The 18,724-nt window shown below is 40.4% G+C and carries 13 protein-coding genes; 11 read left to right on the plus strand and 2 right to left on the minus strand.

Annotated elements, in window-relative coordinates:
• Window positions 1–24 precede the first annotated feature (24 nt).
• The 4 genes from cysD (at window position 25) to QA584_RS13185 (ending at window position 8,437) form a co-directional block, all read left to right on the plus strand.
• Window positions 25–924 carry a sulfate adenylyltransferase subunit CysD gene (gene cysD, locus QA584_RS13170; RefSeq protein WP_278274958.1) on the plus strand — a complete coding sequence of 300 codons (900 nt, stop codon included), beginning with the start codon at window positions 25–27 and terminating at the stop codon, window positions 922–924.
• Window positions 925–2,628 (plus strand): sulfate adenylyltransferase subunit 1, encoded by a 1,704-nt coding sequence (locus QA584_RS13175; RefSeq protein WP_278274959.1) that lies wholly within the window; start codon window positions 925–927, stop codon window positions 2,626–2,628.
• A 241-nt stretch (window positions 2,629–2,869) separates the two neighbouring features.
• Window positions 2,870–3,931 (plus strand): GNAT family N-acetyltransferase, encoded by a 1,062-nt coding sequence (locus tag QA584_RS13180; protein WP_278274960.1) that lies wholly within the window; start codon window positions 2,870–2,872, stop codon window positions 3,929–3,931.
• Window positions 3,932–4,648: 717 nt separating this feature from the next.
• Complete coding sequence (locus QA584_RS13185) at window positions 4,649–8,437, plus strand: chitobiase/beta-hexosaminidase C-terminal domain-containing protein (protein ID WP_278274961.1); 3,789 nt, start codon at window positions 4,649–4,651, stop codon at window positions 8,435–8,437.
• Window positions 8,438–8,527: 90 nt separating this feature from the next.
• Here QA584_RS13185 and QA584_RS13190 read toward each other — a convergent pair whose 3' ends face one another.
• Window positions 8,528–8,989 (minus strand): GNAT family N-acetyltransferase, encoded by a 462-nt coding sequence (locus tag QA584_RS13190; protein WP_278274962.1) that lies wholly within the window; start codon window positions 8,987–8,989, stop codon window positions 8,528–8,530.
• A 230-nt stretch (window positions 8,990–9,219) separates the two neighbouring features.
• On the opposite strand from QA584_RS13190, the gene QA584_RS13195 reads away from it, so the two are divergent.
• Window positions 9,220–9,909, plus strand: a complete 690-nt coding sequence (locus QA584_RS13195; RefSeq protein ID WP_278274963.1) for an HAD family hydrolase — start codon at window positions 9,220–9,222, stop codon at window positions 9,907–9,909.
• Between the two features lie 73 nt (window positions 9,910–9,982).
• Here the strand turns inward: QA584_RS13195 and QA584_RS13200 are convergent, their stop codons facing one another.
• Window positions 9,983–10,846, minus strand: a complete 864-nt coding sequence (locus tag QA584_RS13200; protein ID WP_278274964.1) for an AraC family transcriptional regulator — start codon at window positions 10,844–10,846, stop codon at window positions 9,983–9,985.
• 205 nt (window positions 10,847–11,051) lie between these two features.
• On the opposite strand from QA584_RS13200, the gene QA584_RS13205 reads away from it, so the two are divergent.
• The 6 genes from QA584_RS13205 (at window position 11,052) to hemC (ending at window position 18,414) form a co-directional block, all read left to right on the plus strand.
• Entirely contained in the window at window positions 11,052–12,845 is a 1,794-nt protein-coding gene (locus QA584_RS13205; protein WP_278274965.1) for an L-fucose isomerase, read from the plus strand.
• A 62-nt stretch (window positions 12,846–12,907) separates the two neighbouring features.
• Entirely contained in the window at window positions 12,908–14,326 is a 1,419-nt protein-coding gene (locus QA584_RS13210; protein WP_278275167.1) for a rhamnulokinase, read from the plus strand.
• A gap of 197 nt (window positions 14,327–14,523) precedes the next feature.
• A complete protein-coding gene (locus QA584_RS13215) occupies window positions 14,524–14,964 on the plus strand; it encodes an RbsD/FucU family protein (protein WP_278274966.1) in 441 nt (146 codons plus the stop codon).
• Between the two features lie 613 nt (window positions 14,965–15,577).
• On the plus strand, window positions 15,578–16,732 hold the full coding sequence (gene hemA, locus QA584_RS13220; RefSeq protein ID WP_278274967.1) for a glutamyl-tRNA reductase: 1,155 nt from the start codon (window positions 15,578–15,580) through the stop codon (window positions 16,730–16,732).
• A gap of 42 nt (window positions 16,733–16,774) precedes the next feature.
• The gene (locus QA584_RS13225; RefSeq protein ID WP_278274968.1) at window positions 16,775–17,398 is read left to right on the plus strand and encodes a precorrin-2 dehydrogenase/sirohydrochlorin ferrochelatase family protein; all 624 of its coding nucleotides are present in this window, start codon (window positions 16,775–16,777) and stop codon (window positions 17,396–17,398) included.
• Window positions 17,399–17,412: 14 nt separating this feature from the next.
• Window positions 17,413–18,414, plus strand: a complete 1,002-nt coding sequence (hemC, locus tag QA584_RS13230; protein WP_278274969.1) for a hydroxymethylbilane synthase — start codon at window positions 17,413–17,415, stop codon at window positions 18,412–18,414.
• Window positions 18,415–18,724 lie beyond the last annotated feature (310 nt).

The following is an 18,724-nucleotide window of genomic DNA, read 5'->3' on the forward strand; positions in this document are numbered from 1 at the left end:
GCAGAACAAAAGGAGGATATACAGATGAGTGAGTTAACACATCTTGATGAATTAGAAGCCGAAGCAATATATGTAATCCGTGAAGTTGCAGCAGAATGTGAAAAACCGGTGATGTTATATTCCATTGGCAAAGACAGCTCGGTTATGCTGCATCTTGCTATGAAAGCATTTTATCCGGAAAAACCCCCGTTTCCTTTCATGCATATCGATACCACCTGGAAATTCAGGGAAATGACCCAGTTCCGTGACCGTAAAGCAAAAGAACTTGGGATTGAGATGATTGTACACAGTAATAGGGAGGGCATTGAACAGGGTATTAATCCCTTTGATCATGGTTCTGCATATACGGATATTATGAAAACCCAGGCCTTAAAGCAGGGATTAAAAAAATACGGTTTTACCGCAGCCTTTGGAGGCGGACGAAGAGATGAGGAAAAGTCCAGGGCAAAGGAGCGGATTTTCTCTTTCCGGAATGAAGCCCAGGCCTGGGACCCGAAAAATCAGCGTCCGGAGATGTGGAAACTCTATAATACGAAAATCAACAAAGGAGAAAGTATGAGAGTATTTCCAATCTCCAACTGGACGGAAAAGGACATCTGGCAGTACATAAAACGTGAGAATATAGATATTGTCTCTCTTTATTATGCCAAAGAACGTCCGGTGGTATATCGTGACGGTAACATCATTATGGTGGATGATGACCGGTTAAAGCTTTTACCGGGTGAGGAAATCGTGAACAAAAAGGTACGTTTTCGTACCCTGGGATGTTATCCGTTAACCGGAGGCTGCGAATCCAATGCGGTAACTTTGGATGAAATTATTGATGAAACCTTAAGTGCCGTATCCTCGGAAAGAACCAGCAGGGTAATTGATAACGAGGCTGCCGGTAGTATGGAGAGAAGAAAGAGGGAGGGATATTTCTAGATGAAAGGCTTATTAAAATTTATTACCTGCGGAAGTGTAGATGATGGAAAATCCACTCTGATTGGACATATCTTATATGACTCCAAGCTTTTATATGCCGATCAGGAAAAGGCACTGGAGCTGGACTCTAAAGTCGGCAGCCGAGAAGGCGCCATTGATTATTCTTTGTTATTAGATGGACTTATGGCAGAGCGGGAACAAGGTATAACCATCGATGTAGCTTATCGTTACTTTACCACCGATCACCGTAGTTTTATCGTAGCGGATACCCCCGGGCATGAGGAATATACCAGAAACATGGCGGTAGGTGCCTCCTTTGCAGACCTTTCCATTATATTGGTGGATGCCAAACAGGGTGTACTGGTTCAGACCAGAAGACATGCCAGAATCTGCTCCCTTATGGGAATCAAACATTTTGTATTTGCAGTCAATAAAATGGACTTAATCGGTTACCAAAAAGCACGGTTTGACGAGATTGCGGCGGAAATCAGGCAGCTTGCCACAGAACTTTCCCTTGAAAACATTAAGATTATTCCCATATCTGCAACAGAAGGAGATAATCTTACCAAGAAATCCCCTAATATATCCTGGTATAAGGAAGAAGCACTCTTAACCTACTTAGAACAGGTAGATACCACAAACGCAGGTGAAGAAGAGGGCTTTTACATGCCGGTCCAGAGAGTGTGCCGTCCTAACCATACCTTCCGGGGCTTTCAGGGACAAATCGAGGCCGGTAGTATCTCCGTAGGTGATGAACTGACTACGCTTCCCAGTAATGAAAAGGCTGTCGTTAAGAGCATTTACATTACCGACAGACAAGGGGATACTGCCATAAAAGGACAGTCCGTAACCATTCAGTTAAATAAGGAGGTAGATGTTTCAAGAGGTTGTGTTCTTACGAAAGATACCGGACTTACCACTACGAAGGAATTAACGGCTTCCATTCTATGGATGGATGACGGAGAGCTGACGGCAGATAAGAATTATTTTGTAAAGATAGGTACCAAACTGATACCCGGGGTAGTAACCGGCATTCGGTATAAAATAGATGTCAATTCCGGTGAACACCAGTCTGCAAGCCATTTACTGAAAAATGAAATCGCAGTTTGCGATATTGTTCTGGCAGAGAAAATTACTGCGGACAGCTTTCATGCCCATAAGGCACTGGGGGAACTAATCTTAATTGACCGAGTTTCCAATATGACCTCCGCCTGTGGTGTTATAGAAGAATTTAATGATGAAACGAATTCAATAAAAGACGGTGCTGCTTTCACTTATGGAAACTTACAGGTAAAAGGTGATATATTTGAGGAGTTTTATTACAACTTAGAAAGCCTTACGATTCATAAACAAAAGCCAGCCAGTAAGGTCTATAGGGTTGGAGAGGTAATACCGATTGAAGGGGAAAGCTATAAGTACCCGGAAAGCTTTGATATACTGGTACTAAGAGATTGGACAGTGGTTAAAATAAGAGATGCCAAAATAAAAGCCATTGAAACAATGGATGACTTCCGTTATTCTGGTCTGCCTCTTATGAATGGAAGTGGATTTTCCATTAAAGTGGTAACCGAAGATGAGTTCCAACAGTTTATAAAGGAATATAAAAGTACGGAAGGGAAAAACGAACTAGAATTCAATACAAAGTGGATTGCATTTGATACGTACCGCCGCATCGTATTTAGCAGTAATTTCTGGGTGATATAGGCTGCTAAAACTTGTATCGTTATACTATATTCTTATTTTATGATATAAGTGTTAAAAGGCAATTTTGCGTTTTAAGGAATTCCGGTATCATTATAAAAATACTGGTTGAGAGACTTTTGACACTTGAGTCCTATTATATTAGTATTTATAGTTCGAAAAATCCCGGAAATCATATATACCAAGGTATTCTATCTAAGCCTGTAACATATAAATATAAGGAATTATATTTGGAGGTACCAGTTTGAATTTTATTATTCGAAGAATGGAACCTGGTGAAGCGAAAGAAGTTAAGAAGCTTGGGATTAGATCCTTTCGGAGTTTGGAAAGCCTGTTTGTCCCCACCCCAAAAGAAGCACTGGTAGCAATAAAAGACTCTAAAATTATAGCAGCGGTAATCATAAAAATTATCCGATCCAAGGATAATCAGAAAACAGGTTATATCGATTTTGCTTTTGTTGACCCGGCATTTCATAATCAGGGGATTGGACGGCAGATCTATAAGGCTTCCGTATATTATCTTTGGAGACGTGGTTGCAGCCAAATTACCGCCCTGGTAAAAGATGATAATGCAGGCTCCTGGAGCATATTTTTAAAAAATGGGTTTGAAAGAGCCAGTCTGTATACCTTGTTCAAATGCCTTGGAAAGAAAGGCTTCTTAAATCACATATTACATACAGCCATGGCCTGGGGACCAGGCTGTGAAGTTTATCTGGCAGATTCCAAGGGGGATTCAAAACAAAAGAAGAACAACAGCTTATTTCAGATCTTCCTGTATTTGTTTGTTAATGTTCTAATTTCATTACTGGTGATTTTTCACCTTGGAGCAGCCCAGACAATGATTTTTGCCGGAGCCTTGTTCTCAGTGTTATCCTTTGGTGTGCTGACAGGATATCTGGGAACCGTATTTAGTAAACGGAAATGGAAGTTCAGATTAGTAAACTGCGGATTTATAAGTTCCATCCTGCTGGCTTTAGTCAAAGCAGTCTTTCCGATGATTGGAAACTGGTATCCGATTGAATATGAGAAAACAAAGAAATTTAAAAGAGATTTAGGTATCCAGTCTACTATAAACTGGGCCGGGTATTTGGTGTTAGCACTTGCGTCTGGTATTCTCAGCCCATATAACTTATTTTGTAATCAGGTATTTATCATCTGCAGTGCACTGATGAGTTTTCGTATATTAGCCGTTTATCCTTTTTCGGTATTCGGAGGAACCCGGGTATTTCACTGGAATAAGATAGTATATTCGGTTATGGCTTTACTTTCTATTGTTATTGTGATGACCAGAATATTTTGGATTTAATTAGAAATCAGGAACATAAAACAGGAGTGCCAATAGATTAATCATTTACTATCTTGTTAGCCTTATGTTTCATGATTACAGCAGATTGTTTGAACGTTACCTCAACAGATTGATTGAATCAATGAATAAGGATTCTTAATAAGATTTCATAGTGTATTTTGTATTAGCAATGCCGTAGTATGTGTAGTAATGATATGCTTCTCTTTAAGTAAACAGATTTTTTATTTCAGCTGTATGACTTATTGAGAGCATCAATATACATACAACGGCATTTTTGATATAAATAAGTTCAAATATTGATTCGAGGGTTAAAAGACCTCTAAAATTGATCTATTGATGTGAAAAACAATATTATAATTTAACAATAAAGTCTTCTAAACGTAGACAAGAGTGGTGATAATGAGTCACTACAGTAAACTTTATTGGGGTTTTCTTTCAATATAAACGTGGCAATTAATGGTTATATATGTAAATATATGTATTGCTTTAGCCGATAATATATCAGTACAGATTGTTATATCTATCTTAGGGGTGACAGATAGATATGTATTACCAATTCACTATTTTTTTATTTTGAAAGGAGTATAAGCATGAAGAAAAGTAAGTTGACCCAAAGTAACCGTATACTGCTGTCAGACATTAATAATCTGCCTGGCAGTATGGCTTCCGGGTGTATAACGGAAGCTGCCAGCCGCACAAAAAGTTAGGGGGAAAAGTATGAAAAATAAAATCATTGCACTACTTTTAATCCTGACTATGACTGCAGGAGTTATCCTGACGAATCTGCCCGCTATGGCAGCAGCAGGAGACCCGGGCAGAATCGAGGCGGAAAATTATTCTGCCATGTTTGGAATACAGACAGAGGTCTGCCAGGAAGGCGGCCTGAATGTAGGTTATGTAGATGCCGGAGATTATATGGATTACGCAGTGAATATCCAGACGGCCGGAACCTACACCGCCCAGTTTCGGGTATCCAGTCCCTATAATGACACAAAGTTTCAGCTTACAGACGGCAGTACCGTACTGGCAGCACTGACCGTTCCAAACACCGGAGGATATCAGAACTGGGAAACCATTACCGCAATGGTGACCCTGGCAGCAGGTGCCAGAACATTGCGGGTCAACGCGGTTACTAACGGCTGGAATCTTAACTGGCTGGAACTTACCTCCTCGGGTGAGCAGCCGGTAACAACTGTTGATATACCTGTGACCGGTCCTTATGCACAATATTTGGAAGTAGGGTTAAGTCCTGCGGATCTTAACGGTGTAACAACCTTAAAGACACAGAATGGGACTATAAACCATACCCTCAAATACCATGTAGGGGACCAGGTAACCCTTAAGGTAAATTACATGGTTGAGCAGAAACAGGTACAGTTTACTACCAAAGATCAAAGCGGCAATATTGTAAAGGGTAATCCATTGACCTTTACCGTACTTAGTAATTCATCGGTAAATGTAGAGATTACTGATCAGGCTGCCACAGCTTTGCCGGTATTTGTACCAGGTTCGGGTACCTTTAGCACAGCACAGGATGTTACCATTTCCTGCGCTACGGCCAATGCTGTTATCCGGTATACTACAGATGGCTCCACACCAGGGGCTTCATCAGCTGTTTATACGGGACCGATCCATATAACTGCAACTACCACCTTAAAAGCTTATGCAGTATCTGCCGGACTTGGGGACTCTGGGGTTGCAACGGCAGTCTATACCATTGGCACAGGAAGGACAAACCTTGCCCTTGGAAAAACAGCCCAGGCAACTTCATTTCTTGGCGGAAATATAGCAAATGCAGCATTTGACGGTAATGATAAAACAAGATGGGAATCAGAGTTTTCGGACCCTCAAGAGATTTATGTAGATCTGGGTTCCACTTACTGGATAGACGGCGTTAAGCTTAATTGGGAAACCGCAAGCGGAAAAGAATACATATTGCAGGTATCCAAAGACGGTTCCGAGTGGCACAAGGTTTATACCGGTAATAATGCACCGGGTGGCATTGAATCAATTAATTTTGACCCTGCGGAGGGCAGGTATGTTAAGTTAATCGGAAATGTCCGCAATACGCCTTATGGGTATTCACTCTGGGAATTTGAAGTATACGGAAGTACCACACCGCCTCTTTTAAGGGCTGCTGCACCTACCTTTTCACCGGCAGCCGGCACTTATACCTCTGCAGTAGATGTGATTCTAGCCAGTGAGACAAAGGGAGTTGTAATCCGTTATACAACGGATGGCTCCACACCTACGGCTACTTCTCCGGTTTATACCGCACCGCTGCATCTTGGAGTGACCACAACAATCCGTGCTATTGCAACGGGTAATGGCTATGCGGATTCAGGGGTATCCCAGGCAGTGTATAACATTGTAGGCTTTCGTGTGGTATCACCCACCGGCGGTCAGATGGTGACCAATACCAGGACACCTGTCTTAACCTGGCAGGCTAAAACCGGGGCAGTACGCTATGAAGTATGGGTAAACTTATCGAGAACAGACTATGACTGGAAAGCTTCCGGTAATCTCTTAGACAGGTATACCAAAGTTGCCGAAGTGACGGGTACCAGTTGTACCGCACCTTCCCTGGCAGACAGGTGGACCTACAAATGGTATGTAGTCGCAGTAGACCAAAGTGGCAGCAGAATTCAGTCGGATATCGGTCAATTCAGTGTTTACCTGCCATATCTTGAGCAAATAGCTGACGGAGTAAATATCGTAAATGGCAGCCGTGACTTAAATAAAAACGGTACCATTGAACCCTACGAAGACTGGCATAATTCCATTGATGTCCGCCTTAACGACTTAATGTCCCGGATGAGCAATGACGAAAAGATTAACCAGCTGTTTTACTCACCGGATACCATTACTTCCTTAAACTCACAGGCCGGTTTTGTTTTCTCTTACGGAACAACGGACTTTATCCGGGATGCTCAGGTGAAAGTAGCAAGAGAACAAAGACTTGGTATTCCCATTGCTTTTGCCGGCGATAAAATCCAGGGCTGGAAAACGGTTTTCCCGACAGAACTTGGTTTAGCAGCCACAGGTAACTTAAATCTTGCCTGGCAGTGCGGAGATCTCCAGCGCAGGGAACAAAAAGCGTACGGCTTTACAGGAACTCTGTCCCCTCTTGCGGAAGTAGATACAAAAGTAATGTATCCTCGTTTTCAGGAGGGCACCGGTGAAAATGCAGATTATTCCGCTGCCCTGGTAAGGGCTATGATCTGTGGTATGCAGGGGGGACCGGAAGTAAATCCGAAGTCTTTGATGATTACCGTAAAACACTGGCCAAGCCAGGGTGCCGGCGGTGAACAGAGTATCGTATATGATCAGGATACTATTAAATGGCATATGAAGCCTTGGTATGCAGCACTTGAAGCCAACTGTGGCACGATTATGCCGGGCTACGGCGGAGCACCTTATTTAGACCCCAGCGGAGCAGGAGCAGGGTCAAGTAAGCCAACCATTGACTATTTAAGAAATGTTTTAGGCTTTAACGGAGTTGTAGTTACCGACTGGCTGGCCTCTGCTACGGATACTTCCGTTAAGAGCATCGGTGCAGGCTGCGATGTTATGGGCGGCGCTATGGCTTCCGGTACAGATTTTAATGCACTTATCAGTTCGGTAGGCTGGGACCGCCTGAATGAATCGGTACGAAGGGTTCTGGACTTAAAACTTCGTCTGGGTCTCTTTGAGAATCCTTACGGTGATCCGGATTATCCAACCACGATCTGGCACAGCCAGGAAAGCCAGAATATTGTCAATGAGGCTGCTCGTCAGTCCCTGACACTTTTAAAGAATAACGGCATTCTGCCCCTTAAGGTAAATAACGGGGATACGGTGGTTGTAGCCGGTCCAAGAGCTACCAGCGATGATATGGCAAATGACAATATTGCCAATGTTATCTGGCAATCCATCTATCATGACAACCCGGAGGCAAAAACTTATTATCAGGGTATTAAGGACAGAGCAGGAACCGGTGTGAATGTTGTTTTAAATGATGCCACAACCGCGAAAGCCGCTGTCGTTGTAATCGGTGAAAAGAGTTATACCCATGGCACGGAATGGCCGGATAAACAGGTTACCCTTCCGGCGGACCAGATTGCCCAGATTGATAAATTCTACAGCCGTGGAATACCGGTAATTGCAGTAGTAGTTATGCCAAGACCTTACGTTTTGACAGATATATTAAATAAATGTGCTGCAATCGTAGTAGTTTACAGACCGGGTAACGGAGGCGGCCTTGCAACTTCCCAGTTATTGTTCGGCGATTTCCTGCCAAATGGAACGCTGCCGTTCCAGCTTCCAAGATCAGTGGATCAGGTAGGTACCGATGTGACTACCAATCAGCTCGAGAAGTGGGATCTGCCCTATGATCTGGGTGCAACGGATGCGGAACGTGCCCAGATACGTACTTATATTCGAAACGGTCAGCCGGTTCCGACCAATTTCGGAAATCCGCTCTTTCCGTATGGATATGGGCTTAAGGACTTTAAGCCTTCACCGTAAGAGTTATTGATTTTTTACAGTTTTACATAGTGCTTAAAAATACCCCGGCAGGTAATCATGGAACTGCCGGGGTAAGCATTATGTCGCTTACTATTTAAGACATATAATAGGAGCATATCTGTCCTCATTTTCCTTTATATCAGTTGTATACTTCGTCCAAATTTTTAACGAAGCTTCATTTGACTTTAATATATTCGCAGTAACATATTCAAATCCTGCATTTTTAATAATCGGTAGAAATAACGAAAAAGCTTCCTTGCCATAACCTTTTCCCCATAAAAGACTTTCTATCCAATATCCACACCCTGCTGTTGAATCATCTCTTTTATAAAATGATATAGAACCAATAGGTCTCTCATTATATAAAATCACAAAATTACTTCCGTTTTTTCTTACTTCCCATTCCTTGCATCCTACATAATAATCATTACCTGTAATATTTTTGCGTGGACTGTTTGGAGTAAGTGCTAAATATAAGTTTTCATCTGAATTTAGTAATTCAGCCAAATAATCACAATAAACTATATCTATTGTTTTTAACGTAATACCCATTTTTATATAGACCTCACTTCCTGAGTTCTATTATATCACATTAAGAACATATGTTCAATGCCAATAATATTATCTAACAGAGCTTAAAATCATCTACAATACAATGATACTGGCTAATTATGATTCAACGAGACATCTGCCTTTGAATATGGTATAATACATTAAAGTTTCCAACCAGAGGAAACAAGAACCAGAAAGACTATAATAAATGACATGAAATGGAGTGCACAATGATAGAAAGCGTTGTATTTGATATGGATGGAGTCCTTTTTGATACGGAAAGGGTATGCTCGGATGTATGGTGCCAGGTAGGAACGGAACTTGGTCTTAAGGATATTGAGATTGCCGTAACGGCATGTGTCGGTTTAAATTCCAAGGATACCAGAGATTTTTTCCTAAAGCTGTACGGTAAGGACTTTGACTATGAGAATTTCAGAAATCGTTCCTCTGAGTTATTTCATACCATTCTGGTTACGGAAGGATTACCTGTAAAGCCAGGAGTTTTTGAGCTGCTTAATTTCCTCCAGGAGAATAATTATAAGATTGCACTGGCTTCTTCCACGAATAAAGCCAATGTAGTGAAATACCTTGACAGGGCCGGCATCACCCACTATTTTCAGGCTATTGTAACCGGTGATATGGTAGTCCATGGCAAGCCTGATCCGGAGATTTATTTAAAGGCCTGCAGGGAACTGGATTCTCTGCCAGATAACTGTATTGCCATAGAAGATTCCCCCAACGGGTTAAAATCGGCTTATCAGGCCGGAATGAAACCGATTATGGTTCCGGATCTGATTCAGCCGGATGAAGAGTTAAAGAAATTATTATATGGAAAATTTGAGTCTCTTCTTGAGGTGAGAAATTATTTTCAGAACTGTAAAGAAAAAAATAGCAGTTTAACTTTTTATAAAACTGAGTGAAATAGGTTATATATTTTTTTTGATTATGGGTATTAAGATTCTAATCCATTATTATGCTATGATTATACTATGATTATTGAGAAACATAGTTTAATTTCCTATATTTAGCCGGTGTTATCCCCTTATATTTTTTAAATGCCTTAATAAAGTAACTTAAATCATTAAAACCTACATTATAAGTAATATCAGTTATGGACGTGTCTGTATTGAGTAATTGGAAGCAGGCACGTTCCACTCTGTAATAATTTAAATAATCAATGGGGCTTTTATGGGTCATTTCCTGGAAAAAGCGGCAGAAGTACTTTGGAGACATACCGGCGGCTTTTGATAACGCTTCCAGGGTAATGACAGAAGAGTAGGAATTCTCAATGACCTCCAAAACCTGTTTCAGCTGCAGAATCCTTCTGTGATTCTGGGGAGTCTGCAGGGAATCGGTTACGAAATCCCCGTTTTCTAAAAGTATTCCTAAAACCTCATAAAGACACCCTTGTATGATTAACTGATAACCGTAATTTTTCTTATCCATCACATCAAAAAGCTTCCATACCGTTCTATGGAATTCAGTCGAATCCTTTTCAAAAAATTCTTTTATATTAATTACATGTTTCATAATATCCTGAATATATTTCTGAGAAATAGTATCTTTTTTCATCAGCATGTTCATATCAAAAACAATACACTCATAAACACAGTTTTCCGGTATTCCGGCATGAAGGGTTCCGCTGTTAATAAAGATAACATCACCTTCTTTTGCAGTAAATTCATTTTCATCCAGACTGACTGTAAATTTGCCTTCCAAAATACGAATAATTTCATATTCTACATGCCAGTGATAGGGCATGGCATATTGGGGGTGCTGGCTGTCTATATGATAAAATTCTATAGGGAAATCAAAGGTTCCGCGTATTTTTCTTTCATTATAGTCGATGTACTGCATAGGATACCTCCAAGGTGAATATTTTTATATTTTTTGCTATTATAACACAAGTATTAAATAAGCAGCAATAGTATATTATAAGGGAACAGAAAGAAGTATAAGTTATCCTACTTACCGGTTATCAGAAACTGCGGTTTCCGATAATACCGGACAACATTATATTACATTATACTAACAAATCATATTCATAACGGAGGTATTTAAAATGGCTAAAAGCAGATTAATCGGTGATTATCCGGTAATCGGAATCAGACCTACTATTGATGGACGAAGAGGTGCTGTAAAGGTAAGGGAATCTCTGGAAGAACAGACTATGAACATGGCAAAGGCTGCAGCTGAGCTTTTTACCAAGAACTTAAAATATTCCAACGGAGAACCGGTAAAGGTTGTTATAGCCGATACAACTATCGGACGTGTTGCGGAAGCAGCCGCTTGTGCAGATAAATTTAAAAAAGCAGGTGTTGACATTACTCTTACTGTAACTCCCTGCTGGTGCTATGGTTCTGAAACCATGGATATGGACCCTATGACCATTAAGGGTGTTTGGGGCTTTAACGGAACAGAAAGACCGGGTGCTGTTTACCTTGCAGCCGTACTTGCAGGACATGCTCAAAAAGGACTTCCTGCATTCGGTATCTACGGACATGATGTGCAGAATGCAGAGGATACGGATATTCCTGCTGATGTAGAGGAAAAATTATTACGTTTTGGACGTGCAGCCGTAGCAGCGGCTACCATGCGCGGAAAATCCTATTTACAGATTGGTTCTATCTGCATGGGTATTGCAGGGTCCATTATCAATCCGGAATTCTTTGAAGAATACTTAGGCATGAGAGTTGAATCCGTGGATGAAGTTGAAATTATCCGCAGAATGACAGAAGAAATTTATGATAAAGCGGAATATGAAAAAGCATTGGCCTGGACAAAGGCAAACTGCAAGGAAGGCTTTGATAAAAACTCGAAAGAATTCCAGAAGTCTCCGGAAGAAAAAGAAAAAGACTGGGAATTTGTTGTTAAGATGATGTGTATCATCAAGGATTTATACAACGGCAATCCAAATCTTCCGGAATATGCAAAAGAAGAAAGCGTAGGCCATAACGCTATCGTAGGCGGTTTCCAGGGTCAGAGACAGTGGACAGACTTTTATCCTAACTGTGACTTCCCGGAGGCTATGCTTAACTCGTCCTTTGACTGGGAAGGCGCAAGAGAACCTTATGTTCTTGCAACAGAAAATGATACTTTAAATGGTGTGGGTATGTTATTCGGTAAATTACTTACCAATACAGCTCAGATCTTTGCCGATGTAAGAACTTACTGGAGTCCTGAAGCTGTTAAAAAAGCAACCGGATATGATCTTAAAGGTGTGGCAAAGGAATCCCAAGGTTTTATCCACTTAATTAATTCCGGTGCTGCCTGCATCGATGCCTGCGGTGAAGTAAAAGATGCTTTGGGTAACGGTGTTATCAAACCTTTCTGGGAAATGTCAGAAGCAGATCAGAAAGCCTGCCTTACAGCGACTACCTGGAATGCAGCGGATATCGGATATTTTAGAGGCGGCGGATATTCCTCCAGATTCTTAACTAGAAGTGAAATGCCTGTTACCATGGTTCGTTTAAATATAGTAAAAGGCTTAGGACCGGTACTTCAATTAGTAGAAGGTTATACCGTTAATCTACCAGAAGAAGTATCCGATAAATTGTGGAAAAGAACCGATTATACCTGGCCTTGTACCTGGTTTGCTCCAAGACTTACCGGAGCCGGTGCTTTTAAGTCCGCTTATGACGTAATGAATAATTGGGGAGCTAACCATGGTGCGATCAGCTATGGTCACATCGGTGCAGATATCATTACCTTATGTTCCATTTTAAGAATTCCTGTATGTATGCATAATGTTCCGGAAGAAAAGATATTCAGACCAGCCGCCTGGAATGCATTCGGTATGGATAAAGAAGGGCAGGATTACAGAGCATGTGAGGCTTATGGTCCCCTTTATAAATAAGGAGGAGAAAAACCTTGAAAAGAGTATTGGCATTTGATTTTGGTGCTTCCAGCGGAAGGGCAATGCTTGGCACATATGACGGCAATTCCATTGAGTTAAAGGAAATCCACCGTTTTACCAATGATCCGGTTATTGTAAATGGTACTATGTACTGGGATATTCTGCGTTTATTCCACGAAATAAAGCAGGGTCTATTAAAAGCAAAGCATGAATCAGAATTTGACAGTATTGGTATTGATACCTGGGGCGTTGATTTCGGTCTCCTTGATAAAGCAGGGAATTTACTTGAGAATCCGGTACATTACAGGGATAACCGCACCTTAGGAATGCTTGAAGAAAGTTTTTTAAAACTACCAAAGCAGGAGTTTTACAGTATAACCGGCAATCAGTTCATGGAAATTAATACTGCCTTCCAGTTACTGTCTTTAGTTTTAAACAGACCTGATTTACTGGAACGCACCGATAAACTATTACTGACTCCGGATTTATTTAACTATATGTTAACCGGTGAAAAAAAAGCGGAATATTCCATCGCTTCAACCACACAATTACTGGATGCCAAAAAGGGTGTATGGTCTGAGAAGGTCATACAGACCCTTGGCATTCCAAAGCATATATTTCCAACCATTGTACCAAGCGGCACCAAAATAGGAGTTCTCTCCGATGAAATCTGTGAAGAATTGGGGCTTAAGAAATGCGATGTCATTGCCGTAGCCGGTCATGATACACAAAGCGCTTTAGTTGCAGTACCTTCGAAGGAGGAGAATTTTATCTTTATCAGCTGCGGTACCTGGTCCTTGATTGGAACGGAACTAGAAGCCCCCTTAATTAATGAGAAGTCGGACTATTATAATATCACCAACGAAGGAGGATATGGCGGCAGGGCTTCTTTCCTTAAGAATATTACCGGATTATGGCTGGTTCAGGAAAGCAGAAGGCAATGGATGAGGGAAGGAAATGAGTATAGCTTTGGACAACTGGAAGAATTAGCAATGAAAGCAGCTCCCTTTGCCAGTTTCATTGATCCGGATGCACCGGAATTTTCAGCGTCCGGGGATATACCCTCAAGAATAAGAGAATACTGCCGTAGTCACGGCCAGAAAGTACCGGAAACCGTAGGAGAGATGATTCGCTGCATCAACGAAAGTCTTGCTCTTAAGTACCGCTATTCCCTGGAACAAATTAGTGAGTGTACCGGACTGGACTATCCTGCAATTCATATGGTGGGAGGAGGAATAAAGAGCAGTCAGTTATGCCAGTTCACCGCCAATGCAAACGGACGCAGAGTCATAGCTGGTCCCGTGGAAGCTACGGTCCTTGGTAACGTAGCCCTTCAGTTAATTGCAGCCGGACAAATCAGAGATTTAGCAGAAGCCAGAAGAATTATCGGTCAGTCCCCGGATATTACCAGATATGAACCAGACAATGTGGATGCCTGGGAAGAGGCTTATAAATATTATAAAGACCTAATTCTGAAATAATGTATAATAAGTAATATAAGGATAGTAATATAAGGATAGTAATACAAGGATAATAATACGAAGATAATATATGTATAATAGATGCAATAGGATGTGGCGGCTTGAAAAGATATGCAATTTTCAACTCTCAATAAGCGCACACAGGGTGTTTTACTTCGTATTTTTAATTGCCGCTAAAGCGGCAGATGGAGGGCAATATGTTAAAAGGTATACCACCAATTTTATCACCTGAATTATTAAAGGTCTTATGTGAAATGGGTCACAGTGACCGTCTGATTATATCCGACGGCAACTTCCCTGCTGAATCCATGGGAAAGAATGCCATCGTAATCCGCTGTGACGGACATGGAGTTCCGGAACTACTAGAAGCTATCTTAAAAGTATTCCCTTTAGATACCTACACAGAAAAACCGGTCAATCTCATGGAAGTAATGCCAGGAGATACGGTAGAAACCCCAATATGGGATACTTACAAAGAAATCGTTACAAAATATGATAACCGTGGTGAAAAGGCAGTAGGCTGTATCGAACGCTTTGCCTTCTATGAAGAAGCAAAAACTGTCTATGCTATAATAGCAACCAGTGAAAAAGCACTTTATGCCAATATAATGCTGCAAAAAGGTGTCGTTGTAGAATAGAAAAAAACGCACTTTATATCACAGAGAATTAAGAGAAAATATCAGTTAAAAACCAAAAAAGGAGTTTTTGCAAAATTAGGAATATGTTACTTGGGAAGCAATACGGATTATTCAAAACCCAAGCAACATATCCTACAATTTTGCAACAACTCCTTAACTCTTTTTTAGGATAATCTTAAGTCAAGTCCTCACCTGACATCACAATGCGAATCGTCGTTACAACTTCACAGCAAACCAGAAAGTAAGATACAATGCATCCAAAGACTAAGGCAGTATCCTGGCAGGCTTGTAATTTTTTTGTATTGGAAAGAACCCTCCTGGCACTTAAACTTGGAGAACCGCGCCAAGGAGGAAAAGTGTAACTGTCTGAGCGTTAGCGAGTTTTACACTTTTCCTCCTGCTTTAAGCGGTTCACCAAGTTTTCTAGTGCCAGGAGGGTTCTTTCCCTACAAAAAAATTACAAGCCTGCCAGGATACTGCCGCCCCCTTTAAACATCCTACCTTCCAATAAACTTTTACCTGTACCTTTCAAAAGTTTGTGTTATAATTAATGGAAGCGATAACCCTGTCGCAAAAAAGTAAATACGGTATCAGGCAAGAAAGAGGAATACAAATGAAACTATACAACATAGGCATCAGCCATAAAACAGCACCGGTTGAGGTCAGAGAATTACTAACCTTTTCAAGGGAAGAAAAAATCGAATTGATACAAAGTGCGGTAAAGCTGCAGGCTGTCAGGGAATGTGTATTAATTGCGACCTGCAACCGCACAGAAGTATATATAACCGGTGAAGAGAATGCCCCAGAGCAGATAATGGAACTGCTTTTAACCAGAAAGCAGATAGAATATAATAAAATGATGAAGTATTTTCTTCGGTACAGTGAAGAAAAAGCCGTGAAACATTTATTTCAGGTAGCCAGTGGTCTTGATTCCATGTTAATTGGAGAAGATGAAATCCTTGGGCAGGTAAAAGAGGATTATAAGATTGCGTTAGAAGCCGGAACTACGGATTTTTTATTAAATACGTTATTTCGGGAGGCTATTACCTGTGCTAAAAAAGTGAAAACGGACACCAAATTATCAAAAACCTCCATTTCCATCGGTACCTTAGCAGCAAATGAAGTATTTCATTTTTCTGAAAAAGCGGAAGTAAAAAAGGTATTAATTATTGGACTCTCCGGTAAGTTTGGTACGATAGTTATGAAAAACCTCTACCATAATAAAAATGTGGAAATTATAGGAACCTACAGAAATCATAACCTGTCGGAGGAGTTAGTTTTATTATACCCGGAAGTTAAAATGATTGATTATCAAAACAGATATGATAAAATAAATGAAGCAGATATCATTATCAGTGCGACTGCAAGTCCCCATTACACCATAACCTATGAAGAACTTAAAACCTATCTGACCGATGATAAGAAACGCTTATTTATTGATCTGGCAGTACCTACAGATATTGATAAAGGGATAGAGAAATTAAAAAATATTCGTTTAATTGATATCGATTATTTCAAACAATTGTCGGAAGAAAATAATAATTTAAAAACTCAGGAAATCGAAGCTGCCAAGGTAATCCTAAAAAAACAGGTGGATGAATTTTATAAAGAGATTAACTTCAGGGATTTTGTTCCTCATATGAGTGAAATCAAATCGGTTTTTGAGCAGCAGTCCTTTGAAAGTATATTGTACCGGATACGGAATAGTGTAACCAACGATGAATTAAAAGTTATTTTGCAAAGTTTGAAAATGCTGACAGATATTTGAGTACTGTTTGAGATACCTAAATGATACAAAGGAGATTTTATTGTGGCGTATTTTCCAATGTTTATGGATTTAAAGAATGAATCATGTGTAGTGATTGGCGGAGGGCTGGTGGCTTACCGTAAGGTTAAGGCACTGTTGGAATTTGAAGCAAAGGTAACGGTTATAGCAGCAGAATTCTGTGAACCGTTAATAGCAGAAGATAAGATAAGTAGGAAGCGGAAAAACTATGAGACCGAGGATCTTTTTGGGGCATTCTTAGTCATTGCAGCAACCAATGACCTTTTGGTAAATCAAAGGATATCCGCAGAATGCCGGGAGAGAAAAATACCGGTTAATGTAGTGGATATCAAAGAAGAGTGCAGTTTTATCTTTCCTGCCTTCGTAAAAAAAGGGGACATAACCGTTGGAGTGACCAGCTCCGGTAAAAGCCCGATTATTTCACAGAAACTAAAGAAAAAGATTAATGAAGTGATTCCGGATTACCTGGCTGAACTGGTGGAACACCTGGGAAGTACCAGAGAAGCAGTACTAAGCTCCTTTGAGGAGGAAGAAAAAAGGAAACAGGTATTTAAGCAATTGGTGGAATTAGGCTGTTTAAAAAAAGGAAAACTAACCGATGAGGATGTAAGAGAAATAATTCAGAATGAAAAAGAAAGGTATCGTTAATCAGGGAGGTATCAGTGGAACAGATAATTAAAATCGGAACAAGAAAAAGCCAACTGGCTATGATTCAGACAGAACTGGTAGTAAGTGCAATAAAGGCAAAGAATAAAGATATCCAAATTGAACTGGTGCCCTTGACTACAATCGGTGATAAGATACTTGATAAACCTCTGGAAAGCTTTGGGGGAAAAGGTGCATTTATCACAGAATTTGAAGATGCCCTTCTTGCTGGAAATATTGATTTAGCTGTACATAGTGCAAAGGATATGCCCATCGAATTAAAAGAAGGGCTTGATATACTGGCTGTATCAAAAAGAGAAGACCCAAGAGATGTGCTGGTTACCAGAAAAGCTTCTCCGTTAAGACCAGGAGGGATAGTAGGCACCAGCAGCTTAAGACGTCAGGTACAATTAGAAGAACTCTATCAGGTACAGATTAAGAATTTACGTGGGAATGTAGGAACCAGATTAAACAAACTAAGGGAAAAAGAATATGATGCCATCATTCTGGCAGCAGCCGGACTTAAACGTTTGGGTATGCTAGACGAGGAAGAATTTCAATATGAGTATTTGAATGAAGAAACCTTTATACCAGCAGCCGGACAGGGGGTTATTGCAGTTGAGGGAAGAAAGAAGGATGTATTCTTAAAAGAATTATTTACTACTGAAAATAATGGAAAAGATCGGGGCGTAAGGAATGAAATCACCTCCTGTAGTGAACTTACCACCAGTAGTGATATTACTTCCAGTAGTGATTTATACTCCTGGAGTGATTTATACTCCTGGAGTGATTTATACTCCATGTATTCATTGGAAACCGAACGAGAGGTATTAAAGCTTCTTGGTGCTGGTTGCAGTGAACCTATCGGGGTTTATTCCAAAATACAAAAGGATCAGATAACTTTAAGGATAATGTATAAGCATGACGGAAAAGTAATAAGGATGAATGGGACTACAGCAGTAGAAAACAGACTTGGCCTTGCGCAGGATTTAGTTCATAAGCTGAAACTTGGAATTTAACAATAATTAAGTTTTGTGGAATAATTATTTGCTCAAACTTCGTAGTTAATAAACTTAAAAACACTTGATAAAATCAGCCCTAAAGCTAAATTGAAAGCATGATTATGCTATGTTTCATAAGCGCTTTATTCTGAGTCTGCTAATTCACTTATGACTTTTTCAGGTGGTTTAGACTCAAAATGCACACTGTTTGACGAGCATAGCGAGGAGTTTGTGCTTTTTGGGTCTTGCTTTACCACCTGAAAAAATCATTAGTGAATTCCAGGCTCAGAATCCTAAGCTTATGAAACATAGCATAATCAATGCTTTC

It is taken from the genome of Anaerocolumna sp. AGMB13025 (genome assembly GCF_029689925.1).
Classification (GTDB): domain Bacteria; phylum Bacillota; class Clostridia; order Lachnospirales; family Lachnospiraceae; genus Anaerocolumna.